We start from the raw sequence: 25912 nt of genomic DNA on the forward strand, positions 1-25912 counted from the left end.
CGTGCTCAAGGTTTCCGGACTCACGACGGAGTTCCGCGGCCGGGTCCGCACGGTCCGCGCGGTCGAGGACATCTCGTTCGAGGTGCCGGCCGGCACCGCGGTCGGCGTGGTCGGCGAGACCGGCTCGGGGAAGTCCGTGACGATCCGCTCGGTCCTGGGCCTGCTGCCCTCCTACGGGCGGGTCGTCGCGGGCGAAGCCGGGTTCGAAGGCCTCGACCTGCTCACGGCGACGCGCGCGCAGCTGCGGCAGGTCCGGGGCAGGCGCATCGGGTTCGTCGCGCAGAACCCGTTCGGCTCGCTCAACCCGGTGCTCTCGATCGAGAAGCAGTTCGCCAACGTCATCCGCGCGCACCGCCGGATGAGCCGCTCGGACGTCCGCGACCTGGCCCTGGAACGCCTGGAGTCGGTCCAGGTCCGCGGCCCCGAGCGGGTGCTGCGCGGCTACGCCCACGAGCTGTCCGGCGGCATGGCGCAGCGCGTCGTCATCGCGCTGGCCATGGTGCACGACCCGCCGCTGGTCATCGCGGACGAGCCGACCACGGCGCTGGACGTCACGGTGCAGCGCCAGATCCTCGACCTCATCCGGGAGCAGGTCTCGGCCGGGAACCGGTCGCTGCTGCTGGTCACCCACGACCTCGGGGTCGTCGCGCAGTACTGCCAGGAGGTCGTGGTGATGAAGTCGGGGCGCGTCGTGGAGAGCGGGTCGGTCGCCGGGGTGTTCGGCGCCCCCGCCCACGAGTACACGCGCCAGTTGCTGGCGGCCGTGCCGCCTGCCCCCTGGGAGTCCGCGCACCGGGACTCGGCGCACCGGGGCTCGGCGCACGCGGAGGTGACCGGGTCATGAGCCTGATGGAGCTGACCGACGTCCGGCACGTCTTCCGCCGGGGCGGCAAGGAGGTCCACGCGGTCAACGGCGTCTCGCTCACCGTCGAGCCGGGCGAGACCGTCGCCGTCATCGGCGAGAGCGGATCGGGCAAGTCGACCCTGGGCCGGATCGCACTGGGCCTGATCACGCCGTCCGAGGGCCGGGTGAGCTTCGACGGCACCGTCCTCAACTCGTTGCGCAAGGCCGAGATGCGGGCGCTGCGCTCGAAGCTCCAGGTGGTCTTCCAGGAGCCGTACGAGTCGCTCAACCCGCGGATCAAGGTGGGCGACATCGTCGCCGAGCCGCTGATCGTGCACGACAGCGGGCTCGACCGGAGGCAGCGGCGGGACAGGGTGGTGGCGATGCTGGAGCGGGTCGGGCTGACCGCCGAGCACGCCGAGCGCCTGCCCCGCAACCTCAGCGGCGGTCAGCAGCAGCGCATCGGCATCGCCCGCGCGATCATCACCGAGCCCAGGCTGGTGGTGCTCGACGAGCCGACGTCCTCGCTGGACGTGTCGGTCCGCGCCCGCGTGCTGGACCTGCTGCGCGACCTCCAGCGGGAGAAGGGCATCTCCTACGTGTTCATCTCCCACGACCTGGCCACGGTCGGGCTCATCAGCGACCGCGTCGCGGTGATGTACCTGGGGCAGGTGGTGGAGCAGGGTCGCACGGCGGAGGTGCTGGGCAACCCGAAGCACCCCTACACCAAGGCGCTGATGTCGGCGACGCTGAGCACGGTGGTCGGCGAGATCCGCGAGCACGTGCCGCTGCGCGGCGAGATCCCCAACCCGTCCAAGGCGCCCACCGCGTGCGTGCTCAGCGGCCGGTGCCCGATCGAGATCGCGGAGTGCTCGCGGGGCGTGGTGCTGCCCCGGCAGGTGGCCCCGCGCCACGAGGTCGCGTGCATCCGGGCCGAGCGCAGCGACGAACTGCTGCCCACCGAGGGCGCCTGATGGGCGCCGGCTACCTCCGGGCGCCGTGGGGGTCGCTGCACTACCGGTCCGCGGGCGACGAGCCGCTCGACGGGCAGCTGGACCGGGGCCTGCCGCTGCTGGTGCTGCTGCACCAGAGCCCGTTGTCGTCGCGGCGCTACCGGCTCGCCCTCGACGGCCTGGCGGACTTCTGCGTGCCGGTCGCCGTGGACACCCCCGGCTACGGCTCCTCCGAGGCGGGCGACGACGAGTGGGACGTCGACCGGTACGCGGACGTGGCCTGGTTCGTCGCGGACCACCTGGGCGTGGAGCGGCCGTGGCTGTTCGGGCGGGCCACCGGCGCGGTGTTCGCCCTGCACGCGGCGGCGCGGCGACCCGGTCGCGCGGCCGGGGTGGTGCTGCACGGCGTCCCGGTCTACACGGAGCGGGAGAAGGCCGACCGGCTCGCGGTGTTCGCCCCGCCGTGGGCGCTAGACGAGGACGGCGACCACCTGCGGTGGATCTGGGACCGCGTCCGGGGCGAGTACCCGTGGGCCGACGGCGGGCTGCTGACCGGCCTGGTGCGCGACTACCTGGACGCGGGACCCGACTTCGCCTCGTCCTACCGGGCGATCTGGCGGCACGACCTGCACGACTCGGCGCGCCGGGCCGGGCCGGTGGACCTCCTGCTGGCCGGTGCCGCGGACCGCCTGGTCGCCATGCACGAACGCGCCCTGGCCGCGGTGGAGCACCGCCGCGCGGTGGTCCTGCCCGGGGCCACCGACTTCCTCGCCGAGCAGGACCCCGAGGGGTTCCGCGCGGTGCTCGCCGACACGATCGACCGGACGAGGGGGACCACCAGATGACCCACGACCTGCCACCACCACCGAAGGGGCCGCTCGCCGGGCTGCGGGTGGTCGACGCGTCGACCATCCTCGCCGGACCGCTGTGCTGCCGCCTGCTGGGCGACTACGGGGCCGACGTGGTCAAGGTCGAGCACCCGCAGCGCGGCGACGGGATGCGCGGCCACGGCCCGGCCAAGGACGGCGAACCGCTGTGGTGGAAGGAGATCTCGCGCAACAAGAAGGCCGTCGCCGCGTCCCTGTCCACCCCGGAGGGCGCGGAGGTCCTGCTCCGCCTGGTCGAGCGGTCCGACGTGCTGGTGGAGAACTTCCGCCCCGGCACCCTGGAGCGCTGGGGCCTCGGACCCGACGTGCTGTGGGAGCGCAACCCCCGGCTCGTCGTCGTCCGGGTCACCGGGTTCGGGCAGACCGGCCCGTACGCCCACCGGGCGGGGTTCGGCACGCTCGCCGAGGCCATGAGCGGCTTCGCGCACCTGACCGGCCCGGCCGACGCGCCGCCAACGCTGCCCGCCTTCGGCCTGGCGGACTCGATCTGCGGCATCGCCGCCGCGGCGGCCACCGTGATGGCCCTCTACGAGCGGGACGCGGGCGGCGGCGGCGTCGGCCAGGTCGTCGACATGAACCTGCTGACCCCGCTGATGACCGCCGTCGGACCGGGACCGACGGTCTACGACCAGCTCGGCGTCGTCGGCGCCCGGCACGGCAACCGCTCGGTGAACAACGCGCCGCGCAACACCTACCGGACCTCCGACGGCCGGTGGGTCGCGGTCTCCACCAGCGCGCAGAGCATCGCCGAGCGGGTCCTGCGGCTCGTCGGCCACCCGGAGGTGATCGACGAGCCCTGGTTCGCCACCGGCGCCGGGCGCGTCGAGCACGTCGACCTGCTCGACGACCACGTCGGGTCCTGGATCGCCGAGCGCACCCGGGACGAGGTGCTGGCCAGGTTCGAGGAGGCGGGCGCGGCCGTCGCGCCGATCTACGACGCCGCGGACGTCGTCGCCGACGAGCACGTGAGGAAGACGCGGATGCTGACCACCGTCAAGGACGAGGAACTCGGGGACGTCCTCATGCACAACGTGATGTGGGGGATGTCCCGGACACCGGGCACCATCCGGCACACCGGGCGGGCGAAGGGCGCGGACACCCGCGCCGTGCTGACCGGGCTGGGCTACACCGGCGAGGAGATCGACCGGATGACCGAGCGGGGCGTGATCGCGTGACCGCGCTCAACCCCCCTGCCGTCGCCGGCTGGCTGGACGGCGCCCTGGGTCGCGGGGTCGACGTGTTCGACCTCGGCCGCCCCCTCTACCGGGGGATGCCGCAGTCGCCGAACCACCCGCCGTACTGGCACACCCTGCCCCGCAGACACGGTGACGCGGTGCGCGCGGACGGCGGCTCGGCGGCGGCCGACCACATCTCGCTCGGCACGCACGTCGGCACGCACGTCGACGCGTTCTCCCACGTCTCCCACGACGGGCGGCTGTTCGGGGGCGTCGACGCGGCGGAGGCCCAGCGGGGCGGGACGATGAGCGCGCACGGCGCGGAGACCATCGCGCCCATGTTCCGCCGGGGCGTGCTGCTCGACGTGCCCGCGGCCCTGGGGCTGCCGGCGTGCGAGCCCGGCTACGAGATCACCCCCGACGACCTCGACCTGACCGCCCGGCGGCAGGGCGTGGAGGTGCGCGAGGGCGACGTGGTGCTGCTGCGCAGCGGCTGGGGGGCGCGCTTCGGCCGGGGCGGCCCGGCCGAGTACGTCGGGCACGACTCGGGGGTGCCCGGGATCGGCGAGGCCGGGGCGCGCTGGCTCGCCGAGCGCCGCGTGCACGCCGCGGGCGCGGACACCATCGCCTTCGAGTGCCTGCCACCCGGCAAGGGGCACAGCCTGCTGCCCGCGCACCGCGTGCTGCTGGTGGAGCACGGCACCTACATCATCGAGACCCTCGACCTGGAGGGGATCGCCGCCGCCGCGGTCCACGAGTTCCTGTTCGTCCTGTCCCCGCTCAAGCTCGTCGGCGCCACGGGGTCACCCGTGCGCCCGCTGGCCGTGACCCCGAAGGCGGCACCGTGACCGAGCAGACCCTCAGCGCCGCCCTGGCCGGTTTCGCGGCCGGCGCCCGACGCGGACCGCTGCCCGAGGACGTGGCCGCGAGCGTCCGGGACCGGGTGCTCGACGTCCTCGGCCTGTGCGTCGGGGCGCGGCGGCTCGACACGAGCACGGCCGTGATCGACTACGTGCTGGAGCAGGGCGGGGCCGGGCAGGCGCACGTCGTCGGCCAGGCGGAACGGGTTCCGGCCGCGCTGGCGGCGCTCGCCAACGGCGTGCTGGCGCACTCGCTCGACTACGACGACACCCACCTGCCCTCGGTGCTGCACCCCAGCGCCTCCGTCGTGCCGGCCGCGCTGGCCGCCGCTGAGGCCGTGCGCGCCGACGGGCAGGCGCTGCTCGCCGCCGTCGCCGCCGGGCTGGAGGTGTGCGTCCGGCTCGGCATGGCCGGCTACGACCGCGCCACGAACAACTCGGTGTTCTTCGAGCACGGGCAGCACGCCACGTCGATCTGCGGCGCGATCGGCAGCGCGGTGGCCGCCGCGTCCCTGTACGGGCTGGACGAGGCGGGCATCGCGCACGCGATCGGCGTGTCCGCGTCCATGTCCTCCGGCGTGATCGAGGCCAACCGCACCGGCGGCACGGTCAAGCGGCTGCACTGCGGCTGGGCCGCGCACGCCGGGGTCAGCGCCGCCCAGCTGGTGCGCCACGGGTTCACCGGACCGCCGACCGTGCTGGAGGGCAGGTTCGGCTTCTTCGAGGCGTTCCTGCACGGCCGGTTCGACCCGGACGCGATCACGGACGGGCTGGGCGGGAAGTGGGAGGTGCCGGGCATCTTCTTCAAGCCCTACCCGGCCAACCACTTCACGCACACCGTCGTGGACGCCGGTCGGGCGCTGCGGGAGCAGGGTTTGGACCCCGACGAGGTCGAGTCGCTGGTGATCGGCGTGCCCGCGCCGGTGGTGCGCACGGTCGGCGAGCCGATCGGGCGCAAGCGCGCGCCCAGCACCCCGTACGAGGCGCAGTTCAGCGGCCCGTACGCGGTGTCGATCGGCCTGCTCGGCGGCTCCGGCCTCGGCGCCTCCCTCGCCGACTACGCCCCCGAGCGGCTGGACGAGCCGCGCCGCCGGCGGCTGATGTCGTGCGCCGACGTGGTGGCCGACGAGGAGTGCACGGCCATCTTCCCGCACCAGTTCCCGGCGGTGGTGCGGGCCCGAACCCGCGACGGTCGCGAGTGGACGGCGAAGGTCCTGGCGAACCGCGGCGGCCCGGAGAACCCGCTGACGGTGGAGGAGCTGCGCGCGAAGTTCCGCGACAACGCCCGCGGCCTGCTCGACCAGGACGCGGTGCGGGCGGTCGAGGAGGGCGTGGCGCGGCTGCCCGACGGCTTCCCTCCGCACGAGTTGCTCGCCCTCACCCGCGTCCGGGCGGACGCCTGATCAATGGTCGACACCGAGAAGGAGCACGGAATGGCGAACTACGACCTCATCCTGCACGACGTCGACCTCGTCCGACCGGGCGTGGAGGGCGTCCGGCGGACCTCGATCGGCGTGCGGGACGGGAAGGTAGCCGCGATCTCGCCCGAGCTGGACCCGGCGGGCGCCAAGGAGGTCGTGGACGGCGGCGGCCGGCTCGCCTTCCCCGGCGTGGTGGACGCCCACCAGCACTGGGGCATCTACAACGAGCTGGGCGCGGACGCGGCGTCGGAGAGCCGCGCGTGCGCCCAGGGCGGTGTGACCACCGCGCTGACCTACATGCGGACCGGCCAGTACTACCTCAACAAGGGCGGCGACTACGCCACGTTCTTCCCCGAGGTGCTGGAGACCACCCGGGGCCGCGCGCACGTGGACTACGGGTTCCACCTGGCGCCGATGATGCGCGGGCACATCGAGGAGATCCCGGACCTGGTCCGGGAGTTCGGGGTGTCGTCGTTCAAGGTGTTCATGTTCTACGGCTCGCACGGCCTGCACGGGAAGTCGAAGGACCAGAGCTCGTTCCTGATGATCCCGGAGGGCGAGCGCTACGACTACGCGCACTTCGAGTTCGTGATGCGCGGCATCCAGGCCGCCCGCGAGCGGTTCCCCGAGCTGGCGGACGAGATCTCGCTGTCGCTGCACTGCGAGACGGCGGAGATCATGACCGCCTACACCGAGATGGTGGAGCGGGAGGGCGCGCTCACCGGCCTGGAGGCGTACTCGGCCTCGCGCCCGCCGCACTCCGAGGGCCTGGCCATCTCGATCGCCTCCTACCTGGCGCACGAGACCGGGCTGACCAACATCAACCTGCTGCACCTGACCTCGCGCAAGGCGGTCGACGCGGCGCTGCGCATGGCGCGGGCGTTCCCGCACATCGACTTCCGGCGCGAGGTGACCATCGGCCACCTGCTCGCGGACTTCCGCACGGCGCACGGCCTGGGCGGCAAGGTCAACCCGCCGCTGCGCGACCGCGATGACGTGGAGGCGCTGTGGGAGTACGTGGCCGACGGCACGATCGACTGGGTGGTCAGCGACCACGCGTGCTGCAAGGACGAGACGAAGTTCGGCGACCCGCGCGACGACGTGTTCGTCGCCAAGTCCGGCTTCGGCGGCACGGAGTACCTGCTGGCGGGCCTGGTCACCGAGGGCACGCGGCGCGGCCTGCCGCTGCACCGCGTGGCGGAGCTGGTGTCCGCGAACCCGGCCAAGCGCTACGGGTTGCGCGCCAAGGGCGACCTCGCCGTCGGGTGCGACGCGGACATCGCCCTGGTCGACCCGGACCACCACTGGGTGGTGCGGGCGGAGGACTCCGAGTCGACCCAGGAGTACACGCCGTTCGAGGGCTTCGCGCTGACGGCGAAGGTGACGGACACGTTCCTGCGCGGCCACCGGGTCCTGGAGGACGGCAAGGTGGTGGGCGACCCCGTGGGCAGGTACCTGTCCCGCCCGACGAGCTGATCGGTCCGGCGCCGGCCGGCCGGGCCCGTCGCGGGCCCGGCCGGGTGAACTCAGGTCACGCGGTCCGGCTCGGCGGGTGTCAGTGCGTCACCTGCCAGTGGCTGTTGGCCGTCTGGAGGGTGAACGACAGGCCGTAGCAGCCGAAGTCGGTGCTGTTCACGCTGCCCGGCGGTGTTACCGACGAGTTGCTCGTGGTCAACGCGCTCCACGTGCCGCCGACCTTGATCTGCAGGTTGGCGGCGTGGTACTGGGTGCCGTAGGTCTCCGTGCAGTAGTAGCCCTCACCGGTGGCGGCGTTGTACTCGGTGTAGACCTCGAACATGTCCCAGCCGCCGTGCGTCTCGCTCAGCTTGGCGGTGTCGGCGCTGGTGAACAGCGCGTCCCAGGACGAGGTGGTGTAGTTGTACAGGTAGGCGGTCCAGGAGTTGGTCACCGCGTTGGTCTGCACGTCCAGCACCGTGTAGGCGGGCAGCCCCTGGAACGGCGTGGTGTAGGTGCTCACGAAGTTGGAGTCGATCCAGGCGACGGCGGCGAACCCCGGCGAGGCCGCGCACCAGTCCCACGCGCCGACGCCGTTGCCGCCCTGCCAGTAGAACGTGGTCACCTCGATGCAGGACTTGCCGCTCGGGACCAGCGTCGGGGCGTACACGATGTCCGGGTTGCCGGGCGGGATGCTGATGCCCGGGTTGATGGAGTGGGTGGCCTGCGCCCCGTCGGACGAGACGTTCGGGAACGCGCCCCACACGACGTGCAGCGCGCCGGCCCACGGCGTGATGGTCGTGGTGCCGGAGGTGCGGGCGGCGTCGCGGGACGCCTCCCGCTTGCGGAGCCGCTCGTCGACCATGGGAGCGGTCGCCGTGCGGGCGGCATCGCCGCGCAGGGCGGGCACGGCCCGGTCGCTGACCGGGGAGTCGGGTGACGGAGTCGCGGCGGCCGGTTTGTCCGATGTGGACGATGAAGCGGCGGCGGCGGGCGCGAGCAGCGCGCCGGCGACGAGCAGCGCGACGGCTGCCCCACGTAAGAGGGGTGATGAGGACGAGATGGCCACGGTTGCCCTTTCGACAGGAACTCGGCTCACCGCAGAGAAGAAGCACGCGAGTGACGCACGTGGGTGCCCCCCAGGACACTGCGGTACCCCTGAGCCTGTCGAGGTCCCGTGATCGTGGCTAGAGGTCAATCGGCCGCTTGTCCTCCGCACCTGCCGACCACCGCACCGGTGGGCGCGGTGGTCGGCGGGTGCGCGTCACGACGCGCCGGCGGCCCGGTGGTGGCCGTGGGGCACGGCGTCGAGCAGGGTGACCCGGATGGTGTTGCCGTTGGGGGCGCGGTAGGTGCGCTGGTCCCCGGGGCGCGCGCCGGTGAGGGCCGCGCCCAGCGGCGAGTCCGGGGAGTAGACCTCGACGTCGCCGTGCTCGACCGCGCGCAGGCCCAGCAGGAAGGTCTCGACGTCACCGGTGTCGTCGTAGCGGACGGTGAGCACCATGCCGAGTTCGGCGACGCCGTCGTCGGGCGGGTCCTGGCCGACCACGGCGACGTTGAGCAGTTCCCGGATCTCGCGGATGCGCTCCTCGCGCTGCCTGCGCGGCACCGCGTCGCGCTCCTCGTCCGCGCCGGTCCCGTCGTGGACCGGCGCGGCGCCCGCCGCGACCAGGCCGGCGAGCTCGGTGCGCAGCCGCTGGTGGGCGTCGGGGCTCAGCCAGACGCGTCGGGTGCCGGGATGGGTGCTGGTCATGGTGGCCTCGTGGTCGTGTGCTCGATCGGCGGACCGGTCGCACGGGTCGTGCGAGCGGGTCGTGCGGACGGGTGGGTGCCGTCAGGGCGGCCGGGAGGGGCGGCGCCGCCCTGACGGCGGAGGTGTCCGTGGTGCCGGGTACTCGTTCGGCGCCGGCTCCTCGGACGGGACAGGTGGTCGGTGGGGCGGTGGTCAGCGGCGGGAGGCTCCGGTGGCGCGGCGGCCGAGGATGACCTCGATGTCGTGGGCGTAGTCGGTGGCGATGCGGGTGAGCACGTCGCGCTGGACGCGCAGGAAGGCGTTCTCCGCCCGCAACCAGGTCAGCTCCTCGCGCTCCTCGTCGGTGAGCGCGGCGCGGCCGTCCCGGACGGGGTCCGTGGTGTCCATGCGGTTCCTCAGCGCAGGGGGTCGAACGCCCGCAACGCGTCGGGCTGCTTCCCGGTGGTGATCTGCTCGGCCAGCAGCCGCCCGGTGACCGGCCCCTGGGCCAGCCCCCACATGCCGTGCCCGCCCGCGACGTAGACGTGCGGGGCGCGCACCGCGCCGATCAGGGCGCGCCCGTCGGGTGTGACCGGGCGCGGGCCGACCCACACGTCGCGGCGCTCGTCCCAGCGCACGCCGTCGAGCAGCGGTCGGGCGGAGGCGGTGATCGCCTCCAGCCGGGCGTGGACGCCCGGGGCGTCGGGGTCGCGGAACTCCATCGTGCCCGCAACCCGCAGCCCGTCCTGGTAGGGCGTGCACGCCACGCGCACGTCCGGCAGGTAGACGGGGCCGGGCACCGGGCGCTCGACCGGCACGGTGAACGAGTACCCGCGCCCCGCGCGCACCGGCACGCGCACGCCCCACCGGCGCGCCAGCCGCGACAGCCACGCGCCGGTGGCCACGACCGCCACGTCGGCGGTCACGGCCCGGCCGCTGCGGGGGTGGACCGTGACCCCCGTGGCGTGGGAGCTGATGTCGACGGCCTCGACCAGGCGGACCGTCGCCCCCCTGGAGACCACGGCGCGGGCCAGCGCCCGCACGAAGGCCCCGGGGTCGGTGTAGCGCTGCCCGTCGACGCGGACCCCGGCGGTGAGGGTCGACGAGGCCAGGGGGACGTGCTCGCGCAACCGGTCGGCGTCGAGTTCGACGTGGTCGACGGGCTGCCCGGCGTCGGACATCCTGCGCAGCTCCCGCAGCAGCCCCTCCGCCTGCCGGCGCGTCCCGAAGGCGGCGGTGATCGGCGCGTCGACCGCGGTGGCGTCGACGCCGTTGGCGGTGAGCACGTCGAACGCCTCGACGGCCTCCTGGTTGAGCGGCAGGTTGGCCGCCACCGCCCGGGTCCACGACGACCACCGGCAGTTCACCGCGAACCTCGCCAGGAACGACCAGAGCCCCGGGTCGGCCGTCAGCGGGACGTGCAGGGGCGCGTCCGGTCGCAGCAGCGACCGCAGGCCGTAGCGCAGCACGGACGGCTCGTTGAGCGGGATCGCCAGGCCTGGTGCGATCCAGCCGGCGTTGCCCCACGAGGCGCCGGCCGCGATCGAGGTGCGGTCGACCACGGTGACCTCGACGCCGCGCTCCTGGAGGAACCACGCGGTCGACAGACCCACGATCCCCGCGCCGACCACGACCGCCGATCGCGGCCCGCCGTCGATGCGCTCCACGTCGACCACGACCACCTCCACCAGGACGAGTGCTGCTGTCGAAGCCAGCATCGCCGGGAGGACGCACCGACCTGTTGTCCGCAGCCGACAATTCGGGCACGGCCCTTTGTCGGAAGCCGACAGCGGCGTCGGTCAGCCGTTCTCGGCCGCGGCGAGGTCGATGATCATGGCGAGTCGCTTGCGCGGGTCGTCCAGGTCGAGCGCGGTCACCTCGGCCATCTTGCGCAGCCGGTAGCGGATCGTGTTCGGGTGCACGCCCAGCCGGTCACCCGCCCCGCTCAGGTCGCCCTGGCACTCCAGCCAGGCGCGCAGCGTCGCCGCGTAGTGGGTCGCGTGCTGCTCGTCGTGGCGGCGCAACTCGGTCACCGGTCCCCGCGCCGGCGTCCGACCGGCCCGCGCCGCGGCGCGCAACCGCTGGAGCAGGATGTCGTCCCAGGACTCGTCGTACGCCGGGGGCTCCGCATCGGGCGGGCGCGCTTCGTGCAGCGCCAGGCACTCGTCGGCCTCCTGCCTGCTCGCGGGCAGGTCGGTCGCCGGGGCGGTCCCCCCGATGCCGGCGGTCACCGTCACCTCGGCGGGCAGCGCGGCCCGCAGCAGCGCCACCCACTCGCGGGCCGAGTCCGCCCGCTCGCCGGGCAGGACGGTGTAGAGGGTGCTGCCCGCCAGGGTGCTGCGCCCCGGCCGTGACCAGCCGAAACCGGTGGTGGCCCGTTCGAAGGCCAGCAGCAGCGCGGCGTGCCGCTCGGCGGCGATGTGCGCCCGCACGGCGATGACCCGCAGCTGCTCCCGGGGCAGGCCGAGCCTGCTGAGCACCGTGGCGGCGTCGGCGGTCCCCTCCAGCAGGCGCAGCGTCAGGTCGGACTCGACCTGGCGCTCCAGGTCGGCACTGGCGCGGGAGCGCAGCAGGTGCAGCGCCACGGTGCGCGCGCCGTCGGCCAGCGCCGCCCGCGACACCCCGGTCAACGGGGCGCCGCACGTCACCCACACCGATCCCAGCAGCTCCCGACCGGCGCGCACGGCCACCACCATGCGCCCGGTCAGGCCGTGCTCCGGGTCCCGCTCCACGAACAGGGGCTCGTCGTGGGCGGTCAGGTGCGCGAACACCCCGCGCGCCTCGAACAGCCCCCGCAGCCCGTCCGGCACCCGCCGGCCCAGGATCGTCTCCAGCCTGACCCGGTCGGCGCCCTGCTGCGAACTGGAGTACGCCAGCACCCGCGACGACCGGTCCTCGATGGTCACCGCGCCGCCCACCGCGCCGGCCAGGCTGTCGGCCAGCGCGAACAGGTCGGTCGGCCCCCGCCCGGACTCGGTCTCCCGGCCCTCCAGCACCAGGCCGTAGACCACCCCGGCCAACTGGCTCCAGGACACCGACGGGTCGACCACCAGCACGGCGATCCCGGCGGCCTCCCCCAGCGCGGCGGCCTCCCCCGCCGCCTCGTCGTCACCGTGCGCCAGCACCGCGCTCGCCCGCGCGGCCACCGCCCACTCCACGGCCCGGGGGACCGAGCCCGCGCCCACGGCCAGGAAGACGTCCCCGTCGACCGCCCGGGCGTCGGTGGACTCGCGCAGCACCACGCTGCGCAGCTCCGTCGACCGCGGCACCGGGCAGCACGCCACCCGCACGCCGTAGCCGCCGAGCACGTTCACCATGCGGTCCAACCTGATCATGCGCACCCCTGTCCGACACCCGCCACCCACCGTAACCGCCGGTCAGGGCGGCGGGCACGCCGCCCGTCCCGCCCGGTCGAGCAGGGTGAGGTAGGCGTCGAGGTGCGCCGCGCCGGCGAGGAGGTCGCGGCTGCGCGCGGTCAACCGGTCCTGCCAGGAGTCGAGGAAGACGCGCAACGCGTCCGCCCCGCCCGCCTCGCGCAGCGACTCGACGAACCGCGCGACGTGGCGCAGCGGGTAGCCGCCCCGGCGCAGCTGCCGGGCGACCTCGGCGTCGCGCACGCAGTCCGGCCCGTACTCGCGGTAGCCGGTGGCCCGGTCCCGTTCCGGGCGCAGGACGCCCTCGGCCTCCCAGGCCCGCAGCGTGGCCGGGTGCACGCCGATCCGGCGCGCCAACTCGCCCACGGTCAGCGGTCGCCCGTCGACCGGGGCGGGTGCCGCGCCGGAGAGGCCGCCCAGGGCCGCCGCGACCTCGGCGCGGGTGTCGCGCTCGGCGAGCAGTTCGACGTGCGCGGCGTCGACGAGCCGGTAGGCGGACTCGGTGTCGCCCTGGTTGGTCGCGCGCATGATCTCCGTCGCCCGCTGGTGCCCGTGCCCCCGGCGCAACGCGAGGAAGGCGCGCAAGGCCTGCGCGTGCAGGGGTGTGTAGCGGCGGTAGCCGGTCTCGCCGCGCTCGGTCGGCGGGAGCACGCCGGCGTCGCCGTAGTTGCGGACCGCCTGCGCGGACAACCCGTGCTCCCGGGCCAGGTCGACGGGTCTCAGCACACACCTCCTGTGAAGCTCGCGGCCCTCGATCCCAGGTGGGAGCTGTCCAAGTTTCAAACGGATCTTCAACGATACCGTCGAGGGCAGTTCCTTCCGAAAGGGGTGTTCGTGTCCACTGCCACCGCACTGCGCCGGATCGGCCGCCAACTCGACGACCCGGCGAGCCTGGGCCGCGCCGTCGACGACCTGCTCGCCGCGCGGGCCCGGCCGCCCGCCGTGCTCGCCCTCGGCGAACCCACCCACGGGATCGAGGCGTTCCCGCTGCTGCGCAACGAACTCCTCGCGCACCTGGTGGAGCGCGGGTACCGGTCGATCGTGCTGGAGACCGACTTCTTCGCCGCGTCCGTCGTGGACGACTACGCGGGCGGCGCGGACGGGGGGATCGACGCGGTGCTCGCCACCGGGTTCAGCCACGGGTTCGGCCGCGTGCCGGGCAACCGCGAACTGGTCGAACAGCTCCGCGCGCACAACGCGGACCGCGAGCCGCACGACCGGGTCCGCTTCCACGGCTTCGACGCGCCGACGGAGTCCGCGACCGCGCCCAGCCCGCGCCGCTCCTTGTTCGCGGTCCGCGACCACCTGCCCGCGGCGCTGCGGCCGAAGTCGGTCCGCGACCTCGACGCGCTGCTCGGGGACGACGCCGAGTGGGCGAACGAGGCGGTCGTGCACGACCCGTCGGCGTCCGTCGGCGACTCCGACCGCGCCCGCGCCCTGCGCGTCGTCGCCGACGACCTCGCCAGTGCGCTGCGCCGCGCGGCGCCGCTCCTGCGACCGGTGGACCCGGACGGCTACGACCTGGCCGCCGCGCACGCGCGCACCGCGCTGGGCCTGCTGCGCTACCACGCGGCGATGGCCGAACCGGGACCCGACCGCCTCGCGACCCTGCTCGGCGTGCGCGCCGAGATGATGGCCGAGAACCTGCTCGCGATCGTCGCCCGGGAGCGGCGGCGCGGGCCGGTCCTGGTGTTCGCCCACAACGCGCACCTCCAGCGCGCGCGGGCCGGCATGCGGCTCGGCGAGGACGAAGTGAGCTGGTGCGGCGCCGGGGCGCTCGTCGCGCTCACCCTCGGCGAGGACTACGCGTTCGTGGCGACCGACGCGAACCCGCGCGGCGTTCCGGGCACCCTCCAGGGCGCGCTGGCCGAGGCGACCACCCGTCGCGCGCTGTTCCCGGCGCGGGCCCTGCTCGACGCGCTCCCCCCGTCGACCACCGCGGGTGAACCGATCGTGCCCGGCCACGTCCCGCTCGACCCGGCGGGCGTGGCCGGCGCCGACGCGGTCGTCTTCATCGCCGACACCGACGGGAGGCGTCACCGGTACTGGTGACGCCTGCTCAGGCGGCGTCCTCCGCCCCGGTGTCCGTGGCGGGCAGGGTGAAGAGGATGCGGGTGCCCTCGGTGTGCCCGGTGTCCAGGGCGATCGCACCGCCGTGGTGCTCGACGATCTTCTTGCACAGGGCCAGGCCGATGCCCGTCCCGGTGTAGGTGTCGCGTGCGTGCAGGCGCTGGAAGATGACGAACACCTTCTCGGCGTACTCGGCGGGGATGCCGATGCCGTTGTCGGTGACGGCCAGCTCCCACGCCGGCGAGCCGTCCACCAGGGTGGCCGGCTCGCACGTCACGCGCACCAGCGGCGGCTGGTCCGGGCGGTGGAACTTCACGGCGTTGCCGACGAGGTTCTGCCACAGCATCACCAGCAGCGTGAGGTCGCCGGTCACGGCGGGCAGGTCGGCGGGGCGCTCGACGGCGGCCCCGCTCTCCTCGATCGCCGCGCCGAGGTTGCGCAGCGCCTCGTCCAGGGTGCGGTCGAGGTCGATCCGCTCCTTGCCGCGGTTGACGCGGCCGACGCGCGAGTACGTCAGCAGGTCGTTGATCAGCACCTGCATGCGCTTGGCGCCGTCGACGGCGAACCCGATGTACTGGACGCCGCGCTCGTCCAACCGGTCGCCGTAGCGCTTCTCCAGCAGTTGGCAGAAGGAGGCGACCTTGCGCAGCGGCTCCTGGAGGTCGTGCGAGGCGACGTAGGCGAACTGCTCCAGCTCCCCGTTGGAACGGCGCAGCTCCTCGGCGCGGGCGTCCAGCACCGCCGCCTGCTCCACCAGGAGCTCCTCCCGGACGCGCACCTGCGCCAGCTCCTCGACGATGCGCTCGCGCATGGCCTCCACGTCCTCGGCTACCGCGCGCAGGTCGGCCGGGCCGTGCGGGACGATGTGCAGGTCGAACTCGCCCTGGGCGATCCTCCGGGACGTGGACCGCAGCCGGTCGAGCGGCCGCACGACCAGCACGCGCACCACGACGGCGACGGCGGTCCCGGCCAGTCCCAGCACCAGCACCACGAGGCCGAGCACCCAGTTGCGCGCCGACCGCGCGTCGAGCAGCTCCGCCCGGCCGTCCGCCAACGCCTGGCGCAGGTGCTCGTCCTGGTCGGCGAACAGGCGGCGCAGGCTGTCAAACGCGACCTTCCCCCGTTCGGCGGACGCCACGTCCACCGGCTTCGGCGCGCCCTCGACCACGCCCGCGATCAACGGGTCGGCGTACTCGCGGCGCCAGCCCGCGATGGCCTCCTGGACGGCGGTCACGTCCGCCAGCAGCGGCTCGCGGCCGACCAGCAGCTCCCGCAACCGGTCGACCGACTCGCGCTCGGCCCGGACGCCCTCGGTGTAGGGGGTGAGGAACTGCGGGTCGGCGGTGACGGCGTAACCACGCGCGCCGGTTTCCTGGTCCACCACCGCGTTCTGCAGGCGGTACGCCTCTGCCCTGGCGGGCTGGATGTGCTCCGACTGCTGGTCGGAGACCTCGGCGGTGTGCCGCAGCACCTCCGCGCCGATCACCGCGCCCACCACGACCACCACACCCATGACCGCCAGGAGCGCGAAGAACCACGCCTGGACCGTCATGCGCTGCCACCCGCCGGTGGCGCCGGGACGGCGAGGCGGCACCGCGGCCGGACCGTCGTGCTCGGGCACCGTGCCAACAGCGTGCGAGGACACCGCATCCACCCTTCGAGGCCGGCGACGGCTCGTGCGGCCACCGGGTCCGGCGACAGCGGAAGGATAGACAACCGACCGGCCGGCGCGGGCCGCGCCGGCCGGATGACGGCGGGGCGCGTGACGATACGGTGACGGCTCGCGCACGACGTCCCCGAGCAAGAGGTTCCCCATGACCGACCAGGACGACAGCAGGGTGATCCCGACGTCATCCGCCATCGACACCACGATCCCGAGCGTGGCCAGGGCCTACGACGCGGCGTTGGGCGGCAAGGACAACTACGAGATCGACCGCCAACTCCTCGCCCAGCTCAACGCCGCCGTCCCCGAGGTCGCGAGCATCGCGGTGACCAACCGCAAGTTCCTCATCCGCGCCGTCCGCTACCTCGCGGTGAACGCGGGCGTGCAGCAGTTCCTGGACTGCGGGTCGGGCCTGCCCACCGCCGAGAACACCCACCAGGTCGCGCAGCGCCTCGACTCCGACGCCGTCGTGGTGTACGTGGACAACGACCCCGTGGTCCTCGCGCACGGCCGCGCGCTGCTGGAGGAGAACGACAACACCGCCTTCATCGCCGCCGACATCTTCGACCCGCCGCAGGTGCTCGACCACGAGGTGGTGCGATCCAAGATCGACTTCACCCGTCCGATCGCGCTCATGCAGGTCGCGACCCTGCACCACCACCCCGACCCGGACCCCCGGACCGCGGTGGAGGTCATGCGGCGCTACGTCGAGGCGCTGCCGTCCGGCTCGTACGTGGTCTTCAGCCACTTCTTCGACCCGGAGGACGAGAACAGCGAGGTCGCGCGCCGCGTCCAGGGAATCCTCAACAGCAGCATCAACCGCGGCTACTTCCGCACCCGCGACGAGATCATGCCGATGCTCGACGGCCTGCAACTGCTCGACCCCGGCCTGGTCGTCGCGGACGAGTGGTGGCCGGACGGACCGCGCACCACCCTCCCCGCGGCCGGTCACTGCATCGTCGCCGCGCTCGGCGTGAAGCCCTGATCCGGCAGGACACCCCCTGACCGCGCCGGTGCCCCGTCGGCCGGACCCCGGTGCCTAGGCTGTCCCGCATGTCCGATCAAGCCGTGGTCCTCGGTGTCCTCCGCGCCGCGCCGGGAGTGGTGTTCGTCGAACCGGGCCCCCGCCTGGTCATGCGCGACGAGGTCCACGACGAGGCCCGGGCCGAACTCGCGCGGCGCGGGCTGCCCGCGTCGCACCCGTACGTCGGGTGGCACACCCAGGCCGACGGGTTCGACGGCGCGGGCGCCCTCGTGCGACCGCAGCGGGTCCTCTTCGGCGGGGACCGGGCGGTCGTGGCGCGGGCACTGGCGGACCTGGAGCCGCGCGGGTTCGCGGTCCTCGGTGGACGCACCGACGGCGAGGTGTTCGTGCTGCACCGGGACGCCGCTCCCGCGCGGGTGGACCCGGCTCTCGCGGAGCAGTGGCGGACGCGGTTGGCCGTGCTGGGCGACGAACTGCTCGCGCCGCTGCGCGACGGCGAGCGGGCACTCCTCCACGAGGTGGTCGCACACACCGGGATGCGGGACCTCCTGGCGCCCGCCGTGCGGGCACTGCGCCTGCGCCGTGCGCTGACCGACGACGACCTCGACGTCGCGTGCTCGCCGGGAGGTCTGGAGGCGCTGGGGTCCGAGGCCCCGGCCGTGGTCTCGCACGCGCTCAGGGTCGGCCACGCGAGGTCCCGGGAGGCGGCTTCGGCGCTGGCCGCCCGGGGTCGGGCCGACGGCGCGCTCCTGCGCGCCTGGAACGACCCCGAGGCGCTGCGGACGGCGCGGGCGGCGGCGCTCGGCGGGCGCGACACGGGCGTCTACCTCGACCTCGTGGAACAGACCGGCGCGGACCCCGTGGCCGCCGCCGTCGAGCTGGCCGCGGAGGTCGACGCCGCCGGCGGGGACACCCGTGCCGCCGCGGCCGGCCTGGTCGCGCGCCTCGGCGGTCAGCGGCGCGAGCACGCCCTCGCCGCCCTGCGCGACGAACAGGTGCCGCCGTGGCTGCGGGTCGTCGTCGCCGACCACTGGACCAGGACTCCCGTCACCGACCCGGCGGACCCGTGGCCCGACGCGGTCGACGGCGCCCGCGCCGCCCTCGGCCTCCCGCCCAGCCCCGGGTTCGACCCCACCGCCAGGGCCGGCCGGGATGCGGCGGTCGAGCTGCGGGAAACCCTGGTCGACCGGCACCTCGACGGGCTGCGGGCGGCACTCGCGCGGACCGACCTCGACGAGCCCGCGGTCGCCGTGCTGCTCGAACTGCTCCACGGCGCCGGGGCGCTGCGGGCGCGCGACCTCGCTCCCCTGGCCCGCGACTGGCGCACGCGCCTCGTCGTCGAACCCGACCCGTACACGAGCGCCGCACCCGCCGTCGTGACCTACGCGGCCGCGCTCGACGCGCTGGGCGACGACACCGGCCGGCAGGTCGCCGACGTCGTGGCACGGGACACCCGCGCGTGGTCGTTGCCCGCACGCCTGCTCCTTCGGGGAGCGTGGGCCCGCGACCGGGACGACGACCTCGCCGCCGAGGCGGAACTCCTGCCCCTCGCGCACGGCGGCGACACCGGGGCGGGCGACGCCGCGCACGCCCTGTGCCTCGTGCGCGCGCGGTTGCGCCGGATCACGCCCGTGGCCGCCGCCTGCGAGTCGATCGTGGAGGCCCCCGCGCGTCCGCCCTACGTCCGCCGCGGTTTCGCCTCCGCCGCCATCGCGCTGGCCGACGGCGGGACGGGCTTGTGGTCGCACCACTTCCGCAACGCGTCCGTGCGCGCCCTGGACGCGGCGCTCCGCGTCGCGGGCGACGAGCGGCTCCCCCGGGAAGCCCGCCGGGTGGTCCTGGCCGTCGCCGACACCTCGACGGTCCTCGACCACCCGGGGCACGCCCGCCCCGTCGCGGCGAGCCCCGCCGACGTGGACCGCCTGCGGGCGCTGCGGCAGGCGGTGGGAGCCCTGCTGGAGGCGGGTCCGGCGCTGTAGCCGACGCTTGGCGGCGGGCCGACCCGGCGACCGGGCGAACCCGCCTCCCGCGAACGCCGACTCACTACGTTCGTGCGGGTGCGAATCCTCTTCTCGAGCCTCGGCTCACACGGACACGCCTATCCCCTCCTGCCGCTGGCGATCGCCGCCCGGGAGGTGGGCCACGACGTCACGTTCGCGACCACGTCGCCGTTCGAGCGCGCCGTGACCGCGCACGGCATCGACCACGTCGCCAACGGCATGGACATGCTCGCGGCGTTCGACCTCGCCGACGCGGGCCCCGCGGCCCGCAAGGCGCCCGATTTCCGGCCCGAGCGGGTGTCACGGGTGTTCGGCTCCATCCTGCCGCGCAGCCACGCCGCCGACCTGGCGCCGGTCATCGCCGACCGCAAACCCGACCTGGTCGTGCACGAGCTGGCCAACCCCGGCGCGGGACTGGCCGCGAGGGTCGCGGACGTGCCCGCGGTGTGCCACTCGTTCGGGCGGATGTGGCGGCCGACAGGACCTCCCGAGGTCTTGCGCGCCCACCTGGCGGAGGTCGCCGCGGAGCTGGGCGTCGACCTGCCCGACGGCGACCTCATGTCCCTGGGCAACCCCTACCTCGACATCTGCCCGCCGTCGGTGCAGGACCCGGAGCTACCGGTGCCGCCGGCCCTCGTCGTCCCGCTGCGGCCGGTGCCGTTCTCCGAGCCGGGCGAGCTGCCGCCGTGGGTGCGCGAGCACCGCGATCCGCTGGTGTACCTGACGTTCGGCACCGCGTTCGGCGACCCCCGGGTGCTGCGCACCGCCATCGCCGGCCTGGCCGCGCTCGGCACGCGGGTGATCGTGTCCACCGGTCCGAGCGTCGCGGTGGGCGCGCTGGGCGAGACGCCGGACAACGTGCTCGTGCTGCCGTGGTTGCCGCACGCCGACCTCCTGCCGCACGTGGACCTCGTGGTGCACCACGGCGGCGCCGGCACCACGATGGGCACGTTCGCCACGGGCGTGCCGCACCTGGTCCTGCCGCAGGGGGCGGACCAGTTCAGCAACGCCGACGTGGTGACCTCCGCCGGGCTCGGCGACCAGGTGCTCCCCGCCGACCTCACCGCCGAGGTGGTCGCGGCCAAAGCACGCCGCCTGCTCACCGACGAAGCGGTGCTCGACGCGGTCAGGACGATGGCCGAGGAGGTGGCGGCCATGCCGTCACCGCACGACGTGGCGCTCGTCCTGCCCGAGTACACCTGACCGTCCGCCGCACCGTCCGCCGCCTGACCGCGCCGTCCTGGTCGTGGTCAGGCGGCATCGTCCGGCCGGCCGGCCCGGAGAGTGCGGCGGCCACCGGCACCACGCCGAACAGCTCACCCCCGGCGGGGCACCGGGGGGATCGGCCGCGGGCGGATCGGGACGTGGTCGCCCGACTTGGCGTAACGCGTCTCCGCGCGGTGTCGGCTCCCCCCTCGGGTCGCTACCGTCGGGCGGACCACACCGATCGAGGGGGAAGTGCCATGCCGAAGTTCATGACCATCGGGTACGGGGACCAGGAGGGGTACGACCGCACCGACGCGTCCGTGCTCGACGAGGCGCACGCCCACGACGCCCACCTGCGCGCGACGGGGGGAACCACGGGGATCGCCGGCGCGCCCGTGCAGGTGCGGAACCACGACGGCGCCGGCACGACCGCGGAGAGCGGACCTTTCCTGTCCTCGGCCCTCCCGGTCGCCGGGTTCGCGGTCATCGAGGCGGCCACGCTGGAGGAGGCCGTCCGGATCGCGTCGAAGACCCCGTGCGCGGTCGCGCACGGCGTCGTCGAGGTCTGGCCGCTGCGGGAGGCGCCGTAGGCGCGGTGCTCGACGCGCTGCGGCGGGACTCCCGCGCGTCACTGGAAGAGCACGAAGACGACGTGGGCGAACTTCTCCGGCATCACGACGGAAATCAGCCAGACGAGGGACGCCAGCGCGCCGACGACGACCGCTGTCACCGCCAGACCTCGCCCACCACCGTGTCGACGCGCCTCGCGGGTCGCCAGCACTCCCAGCACGACCCCCAGCGGTGGGAGGAAGAACGCCGTGACCAGCGCGACCACCGGCAGGACATCGGTCTGCCCGATCGTTTCCCGGTGATGCTCGGGAGGCCGTTCCCACCCCATCGAACCCCTCTCCGCGACGACGAGTGCCACGCGAGTATGGACCACCGCGGACCGCCTCGACGACGGTCGGCGCGTCGCGCGAATCGTCCACCGCAGGTGTGAAATCCGTGCGGGGTGGGCAACCCGGTGACGGTAACGATCACGCCGCGTCGCAGGGACGGCGTGGCACGAGGACAAGGAAGCACCGTGGGCATCCTGGGTTGGATCGTTCTGGGTCTCATCGCCGGCGCCATCGCCAAAGCCGTCATGCCCGGCAAGGACCCGGGCGGCATCGTCATCACCATGCTGCTCGGCATCGTCGGCGCCATCCTCGGCGGGTTCATCGGCCGCGCGATCTTCGGCTCCGACATCGGCAGCTTCTTCGACCTGAGCACCTGGCTGCTGGCCATCCTCGGCTCGCTGATCGTGCTCGGCATCTACCACGTCGTCACCAAGCGGAGCCACCGCGCCCACCGCTGACACCGCACCACCACGGCACTCGGGCCCGCCGGTCGACCGACCGGCGGGCCCGACGCTCGTCCGCACCACGTCGCGCCGGCGCGGGCGGTCAGAACCAGTGCAGGCAGTGCGGTGGGCGTTCGGCGCGGAAGAGGGCGTCGGCGCGGGCGGCCGCTCCCGGGTGGTGGGCGCGGATGTGCCCGGCGCGCACGAGGGTGCTCGGCGTGGTGCCGCCCAGGTAGACCGAGCCGAGGTCGCTCACGTCCAGGGACAGGTCGGGCTCCCGGTCCGTCGGGACGCAGGCCGCCTCGCCTCCCCGGACGGTGAGCAGGTGACGGCCGCGTTCCCCCTGGAACGGGTCGTCCACGTCGAGGACCAGCTCGCCGTCGGCGAACCACCCGCGGGTGGTCAGGGCGCGCGGGACGTCGAGCAGCCGGACCCAGAGCCAGTCCTTGTCATCGCCCAGCTGCCCGGCGCGGAGGTCCGCCAGCTGCCAGCGCAGCGGGTGGTCGGGCGGGCAGTGCTGGAACACGACCCGGGCGACCAGGTCGTGCTCCAGCACGAACCGGGCCAGCGTCGCGGAGGCGACGTCGTCGGTGGTGACGGTCTCGTCGACGACCAGGGTGTCGGGCGGGTCGAGCGAGTAGCTCGCGTACCCGTCGGGCACGCCGTCGGCGTCGCGGTGGACGGCGACGTGGCGCGGCGTCCGGGCGGTCGGGGACTGCCCGGCGCCCAGCGCCCACCAGCGGTGCGGGCGGGACAGCGCGCCGGGCTGCGCGCGGCGGTACCGGTCGTAGACCTCTTCCATGACCGGGCCGCAGTCGGCACGCCGCAGCAGCTCGACCGAGCCGGGGTCCTGGGCAGCGGTCGCCGCGCGCGGGAGGGCCGGGGCGGCCCGGTGGCGCTGCACGGTCAGCCGCTGCGTGTGGGTCGCGGGCCCGTAGCCGAACCTGCGGTAGATCGTGGCCTCGCTGGCCAGCAGCACGGACAGGAACTCGCCGCGTGCCCTCAGCTCCGCGAGCTGGTGCCGCATCATCGCGCTGAGCACGCCCCGACGCCGGTGCGTGGGCAGGACGCCGACGGCGCTCACCCCCGAGGTCGGGACGACCACCCCGCCGGGCAGGGTGAGTTCGAAGGAGTACGCGGCGGCGGTGCCGACGGGCCGCCCGTCCGCCGTCACGGCGAGCAGGCCGCGGTCCATCTCCAGAGCCGACCACCAGGTCCCGCCACCGTCCTCGGCCGGGGGTTCCGGGAAGCGCGCGAACGCGGCGAGGAGCGTGTCGACGAAGACGTCGCGGTCCTGCTCGGTCGTGGAACGGATCTCCATCGTCGGCGCTGCCTCCGGGTGCGCGCACCACGACGCGTGGTGTCCGCCGCAGTCCAGCCGCGCCCCGGGCTCGGGTCAAGCGAATTACCACCGGACGGGTGACCGGGGAGCCGCCGGGGGCGCGCTCCCCGGTCCCGCACGACCACCGGCGGTGCGGTGGAGGCTGCGTCCGGAGTGGACGCCCAGGGCGGCCGATCGGGTCGTGCCAGGGACTTGCCGGGTGCCCGATCGTCGCCGGACTGGTCAGGCGTCGGAGCCGACCCGGGTGACCGGGGCGGTCGCCGCGCGCCGGAACTCGCTCGGGTTGGTGCCCCGGACCCGCTTGAACGCCGCGCTGAACCCGAACGGGTTGGCGTACCCCACGGTGCGGGCGATGTCGGCGATCGTCGCCGCCTCCCGCTCGACCAGCAGGTCCGCCGCGAGCGTCATGCGCCAGCGGGTCAGGTAGGTCAGCGGCGGTTCGCCGACCAGGTCGGTGAACCGCTTGGCCAGCGTCGCGCGCGACACCCCGGTGCGGCCGGCCAGCGCGGCGACCGTCCACGGCGCCGCCGGTTCGGCGTGCAGCAGGCGCAGCGCGTCACCGACCACCGGGTCCCGCTGGGCCGCCCACCAGGCGGGCGGGCGGCCGTCCGGCCGGTCGAACCACTCGCGCAGCGTGCAGACCAGCATCCAGTCCAGCAGCCGGTCCAGCACCACCTGCTGGCCCGGGGCGTCGACGGCGACCTCGGCGGCGAGGTGGTCCAGCACGGGGTCGCCCGTGCCGCCGGCGTCCACGCGGAGCACCACGGGCAGCGCGTCGAGCAGGCGGCGGCTGATCTCGCCGCGCACCGGGTAGGCGCCGACGATCAGGGTCGTCCCGTCTCCGCCGGCGGCGCACCCGGTGTCGTTCCAGCCCAGCCGGTAGCGGGTGCCGCCCTGGTCGGGCGTCGCGCAGTGCTCGCCGCACGAGACCGGTTCGGCGCCGGTGCCGACCTCGTCGACGAAGGCGAACGTCGCGGGGCCGCGCACGACGATCGTCTCGCGGGCGCGGAGCGGTTCGGGTGGGCGGCCCTCGGGCACGATCCAGCCCTCCCCGGTGAGGACGGTGCACAGGGTCAGCGGCGCGCCGTCCACGAAGTGCAGGTTCCAGGGCGGGGCCAGGGTCGAGCTGCCGAACAGCGAGCCGTGGGCCCGCACCCCGCGGATCAGGTCACTGAACGCGTCCACCCCACGAGGTTAGACGATCACGTAGGTGGTTCGGCTTCTCACCTATGGGCCAGTCCGATCAGGTCGTGTTCACTCGGTGGCATGAACAACGGCACCACTCTCGTCCTCGGCGCGACCGGCAAGACGGGCCGGCGGGTCGCCGCCCGGTTGCGGTTGCGCGGCACGCCGGTGCGCACCGCCTCCCGGTCGAGCCCGACCCGCTTCGACTGGGCCGACCCCGACGGCTGGGACGAGGTCCTGCGGGACGTCGCCGCCGTCTACGTGGTGGCCCCGCCCGTGCCGGGCCCGGTGCACGGGTTCGTGGCCCGCGCCGAGGCAGCCGGGGTGCGGCGGCTGGTCCTGCTCTCCGGGCGTGGCGCCGACACCTGGGGCGACTCCGACTTCGGGCGGGACATGCGCTCGGCGGAGGACGCCGTGCGCGGCTCGGCGCTGGAGTGGACCGTCCTGCGCGCGTCGAACTTCGACCAGAACTTCGACGAGGACCTCTTCCACGCCCCTCTGGTCGCCGGGGAGCTGGCGCTCCCGGCCGACGCGGTGCCCGAGCCGTTCGTCGACGTCGAGGACGTCGCCGAGGTCGCGGCCACCGTGCTGGGCGAGGGCGGACGGCACGCCGGACGGGTCTACGAGCTGACCGGGCCGCGTGCCGTCACCTTCGGCGAGGCCGTCGAGCTGATCTCGCGGGCGTCCGGGCGGCCCGTCACCTACCGGCGGACCTCTCCTGCCGAGTACGCCGCGTCCCTGGTCGGGGCGGGCTGGGGCGAGGACGACGCGCACCACGTCGCCGAGATGTTCGTGCTGATGGAACGCGGGTTGCTCGCCGCGACGACGGACGACGTCGCCACCGTGCTGGGACGGGCGCCCCGGTCCTTCGAGGACTACGTCGTGCGGGCCGCGGCGGCGGGGGCCTGGGGATGACGGACCGACCGGGGACCGCTCCCCCTCGACCACGGGAAGGACGTCGATGAGCACCGGCACCAGTGCGCTGACCGCGGAGGACCTGGAGTTCCTCCGACGCCCCCTGCACGGCTTCCTGTCCGTGGCCGGGGGACCCACCCCGCCCCAACCCCGACCGGTGTGGTTCGAGGTCACCGCCGGGGGCGCGGTGCAGCTCTTCACGAGCCCGGACGCGGTCAAGGTGCGCCGCCTGCGCCGCGACCCGCGCGCCTCGATCGTCGTCGCCGCTCCGGTGGGTGAGCGCGAGCGCTGGTTGTCGGTCGCCGGTCGCGTCACCGTGGAGCCCGACGGGGCGCACGACCTGTGCGCCCGCCTGGCCGCCCGCTACTGGGACCTCGACGACCCGGCCCGCGCCGGCGACCTCGCCGGGCTGTCCGCCGAGGACTGGGTCCGCCTCGTCCTCCACCCGGAGACCGTGCGCCGCTACGTGAGCTGACGTCGGCGCGGGTCCCCGCCCGCCGTAC

At 74.5% G+C, this 25912-nt stretch carries 25 protein-coding genes; 15 read left to right on the top strand and 10 right to left on the bottom strand.

What is annotated here, in order from left to right:
• The first annotated feature begins 1 nt into the window (after window position 1).
• Genes J2S66_RS12215 through J2S66_RS12245 form a run of 7 tightly spaced genes read left to right on the top strand, consistent with a single transcriptional unit; the run spans window position 2 to window position 7616 of the window.
• Window positions 2-844, top strand: coding sequence for an ABC transporter ATP-binding protein (locus J2S66_RS12215; protein ID WP_310307071.1), 843 nt, complete (start codon window positions 2-4; stop codon window positions 842-844).
• Window positions 841-1818: an oligopeptide/dipeptide ABC transporter ATP-binding protein gene (locus J2S66_RS12220; RefSeq protein WP_310307072.1), complete on the top strand. Its 978-nt coding sequence runs from the start codon at window positions 841-843 to the stop codon at window positions 1816-1818. The genes J2S66_RS12215 and J2S66_RS12220 overlap by 4 nt, the downstream gene beginning before the upstream one ends.
• Window positions 1818-2642: an alpha/beta fold hydrolase gene (locus J2S66_RS12225; protein ID WP_310307074.1), complete on the top strand. Its 825-nt coding sequence runs from the start codon at window positions 1818-1820 to the stop codon at window positions 2640-2642. Before J2S66_RS12220 ends, J2S66_RS12225 begins: the two co-directional genes overlap by 1 nt.
• A complete protein-coding gene (locus J2S66_RS12230; protein ID WP_310307075.1) occupies window positions 2639-3859 on the top strand; it encodes a CaiB/BaiF CoA transferase family protein in 1221 nt (406 codons plus the stop codon). Before J2S66_RS12225 ends, J2S66_RS12230 begins: the two co-directional genes overlap by 4 nt.
• The gene (locus J2S66_RS12235) at window positions 3856-4707 is read left to right on the top strand and encodes a cyclase family protein (protein WP_310307076.1); all 852 of its coding nucleotides are present in this window, start codon (window positions 3856-3858) and stop codon (window positions 4705-4707) included. The genes J2S66_RS12230 and J2S66_RS12235 overlap by 4 nt, the downstream gene beginning before the upstream one ends.
• Window positions 4704-6122: an MmgE/PrpD family protein gene (locus J2S66_RS12240; protein WP_310307077.1), complete on the top strand. Its 1419-nt coding sequence runs from the start codon at window positions 4704-4706 to the stop codon at window positions 6120-6122. The genes J2S66_RS12235 and J2S66_RS12240 overlap by 4 nt, the downstream gene beginning before the upstream one ends.
• Before the next feature lie 30 nt (window positions 6123-6152).
• Entirely contained in the window at window positions 6153-7616 is a 1464-nt protein-coding gene (locus J2S66_RS12245) for a dihydroorotase (RefSeq protein ID WP_310307078.1), read from the top strand.
• 79 nt (window positions 7617-7695) lie between these two features.
• Here the strand turns inward: J2S66_RS12245 and J2S66_RS12250 are convergent, their stop codons facing one another.
• The 6 genes from J2S66_RS12250 to J2S66_RS12275 form a co-directional block, all read right to left on the bottom strand.
• Window positions 7696-8664 (bottom strand): carbohydrate-binding protein, encoded by a 969-nt coding sequence (locus J2S66_RS12250; RefSeq protein WP_310307079.1) that lies wholly within the window; start codon window positions 8662-8664, stop codon window positions 7696-7698.
• Between the two features lie 195 nt (window positions 8665-8859).
• Window positions 8860-9348, bottom strand: a complete 489-nt coding sequence (locus J2S66_RS12255) for a GreA/GreB family elongation factor (protein WP_310307080.1) — start codon at window positions 9346-9348, stop codon at window positions 8860-8862.
• 192 nt (window positions 9349-9540) lie between these two features.
• Window positions 9541-9735: a hypothetical protein gene (locus tag J2S66_RS12260; RefSeq protein WP_310307081.1), complete on the bottom strand. Its 195-nt coding sequence runs from the start codon at window positions 9733-9735 to the stop codon at window positions 9541-9543.
• Between the two features lie 8 nt (window positions 9736-9743).
• Window positions 9744-11045, bottom strand: coding sequence for an NAD(P)/FAD-dependent oxidoreductase (locus tag J2S66_RS12265; protein WP_374726075.1), 1302 nt, complete (start codon window positions 11043-11045; stop codon window positions 9744-9746).
• Between the two features lie 81 nt (window positions 11046-11126).
• Window positions 11127-12662: a PucR family transcriptional regulator gene (locus J2S66_RS12270; RefSeq protein WP_310307082.1), complete on the bottom strand. Its 1536-nt coding sequence runs from the start codon at window positions 12660-12662 to the stop codon at window positions 11127-11129.
• Between the two features lie 42 nt (window positions 12663-12704).
• A complete protein-coding gene (locus J2S66_RS12275) occupies window positions 12705-13424 on the bottom strand; it encodes a MerR family transcriptional regulator (RefSeq protein ID WP_310314768.1) in 720 nt (239 codons plus the stop codon).
• A gap of 111 nt (window positions 13425-13535) precedes the next feature.
• On the opposite strand from J2S66_RS12275, the gene J2S66_RS12280 reads away from it, so the two are divergent.
• Window positions 13536-14753, top strand: a complete 1218-nt coding sequence (locus J2S66_RS12280) for an erythromycin esterase family protein (RefSeq protein ID WP_310307083.1) — start codon at window positions 13536-13538, stop codon at window positions 14751-14753.
• 7 nt (window positions 14754-14760) lie between these two features.
• On the opposite strand, the gene J2S66_RS12285 is transcribed toward J2S66_RS12280, so the two are convergent.
• The gene (locus J2S66_RS12285; protein ID WP_310307084.1) at window positions 14761-16323 is read right to left on the bottom strand and encodes a sensor histidine kinase; all 1563 of its coding nucleotides are present in this window, start codon (window positions 16321-16323) and stop codon (window positions 14761-14763) included.
• Between the two features lie 262 nt (window positions 16324-16585).
• Between J2S66_RS12285 and J2S66_RS12290 the strand changes: the two genes are divergently transcribed.
• The 4 genes from J2S66_RS12290 (at window position 16586) to J2S66_RS12305 (ending at window position 21215) form a co-directional block, all read left to right on the top strand.
• On the top strand, window positions 16586-17419 hold the full coding sequence (locus J2S66_RS12290; RefSeq protein ID WP_310307085.1) for an SAM-dependent methyltransferase: 834 nt from the start codon (window positions 16586-16588) through the stop codon (window positions 17417-17419).
• Window positions 17420-17487: 68 nt separating this feature from the next.
• Window positions 17488-19398 (top strand): hypothetical protein, encoded by a 1911-nt coding sequence (locus J2S66_RS12295; RefSeq protein ID WP_310307087.1) that lies wholly within the window; start codon window positions 17488-17490, stop codon window positions 19396-19398.
• A gap of 78 nt (window positions 19399-19476) precedes the next feature.
• Entirely contained in the window at window positions 19477-20622 is a 1146-nt protein-coding gene (locus tag J2S66_RS12300) for a glycosyltransferase (RefSeq protein WP_310307089.1), read from the top strand.
• A 260-nt stretch (window positions 20623-20882) separates the two neighbouring features.
• Entirely contained in the window at window positions 20883-21215 is a 333-nt protein-coding gene (locus J2S66_RS12305) for a YciI family protein (protein ID WP_310307090.1), read from the top strand.
• A 38-nt stretch (window positions 21216-21253) separates the two neighbouring features.
• On the opposite strand, the gene J2S66_RS12310 is transcribed toward J2S66_RS12305, so the two are convergent.
• A complete protein-coding gene (locus tag J2S66_RS12310; protein ID WP_310307092.1) occupies window positions 21254-21553 on the bottom strand; it encodes a DUF4190 domain-containing protein in 300 nt (99 codons plus the stop codon).
• A gap of 156 nt (window positions 21554-21709) precedes the next feature.
• Between J2S66_RS12310 and J2S66_RS12315 the strand changes: the two genes are divergently transcribed.
• Complete coding sequence (locus J2S66_RS12315) at window positions 21710-21982, top strand: GlsB/YeaQ/YmgE family stress response membrane protein (RefSeq protein ID WP_310307093.1); 273 nt, start codon at window positions 21710-21712, stop codon at window positions 21980-21982.
• Window positions 21983-22070: 88 nt separating this feature from the next.
• Here the strand turns inward: J2S66_RS12315 and J2S66_RS12320 are convergent, their stop codons facing one another.
• Together J2S66_RS12320 and J2S66_RS12325 are read right to left on the bottom strand one after the other, a co-directional pair.
• The gene (locus J2S66_RS12320) at window positions 22071-23288 is read right to left on the bottom strand and encodes a GNAT family N-acetyltransferase (protein ID WP_310307094.1); all 1218 of its coding nucleotides are present in this window, start codon (window positions 23286-23288) and stop codon (window positions 22071-22073) included.
• A gap of 243 nt (window positions 23289-23531) precedes the next feature.
• A complete protein-coding gene (locus J2S66_RS12325) occupies window positions 23532-24494 on the bottom strand; it encodes a cupin domain-containing protein (protein WP_310307096.1) in 963 nt (320 codons plus the stop codon).
• 81 nt (window positions 24495-24575) lie between these two features.
• Between J2S66_RS12325 and J2S66_RS12330 the strand changes: the two genes are divergently transcribed.
• A complete protein-coding gene (locus J2S66_RS12330; protein ID WP_310307097.1) occupies window positions 24576-25409 on the top strand; it encodes an NAD(P)H-binding protein in 834 nt (277 codons plus the stop codon).
• A 46-nt stretch (window positions 25410-25455) separates the two neighbouring features.
• On the top strand, window positions 25456-25884 hold the full coding sequence (locus J2S66_RS12335) for a pyridoxamine 5'-phosphate oxidase family protein (RefSeq protein ID WP_310307098.1): 429 nt from the start codon (window positions 25456-25458) through the stop codon (window positions 25882-25884).
• Window positions 25885-25912: the final 28 nt, after the last annotated feature.

Source organism: Saccharothrix longispora (assembly GCF_031455225.1).
Lineage (GTDB): Bacteria > Actinomycetota > Actinomycetes > Mycobacteriales > Pseudonocardiaceae > Actinosynnema > Actinosynnema longispora.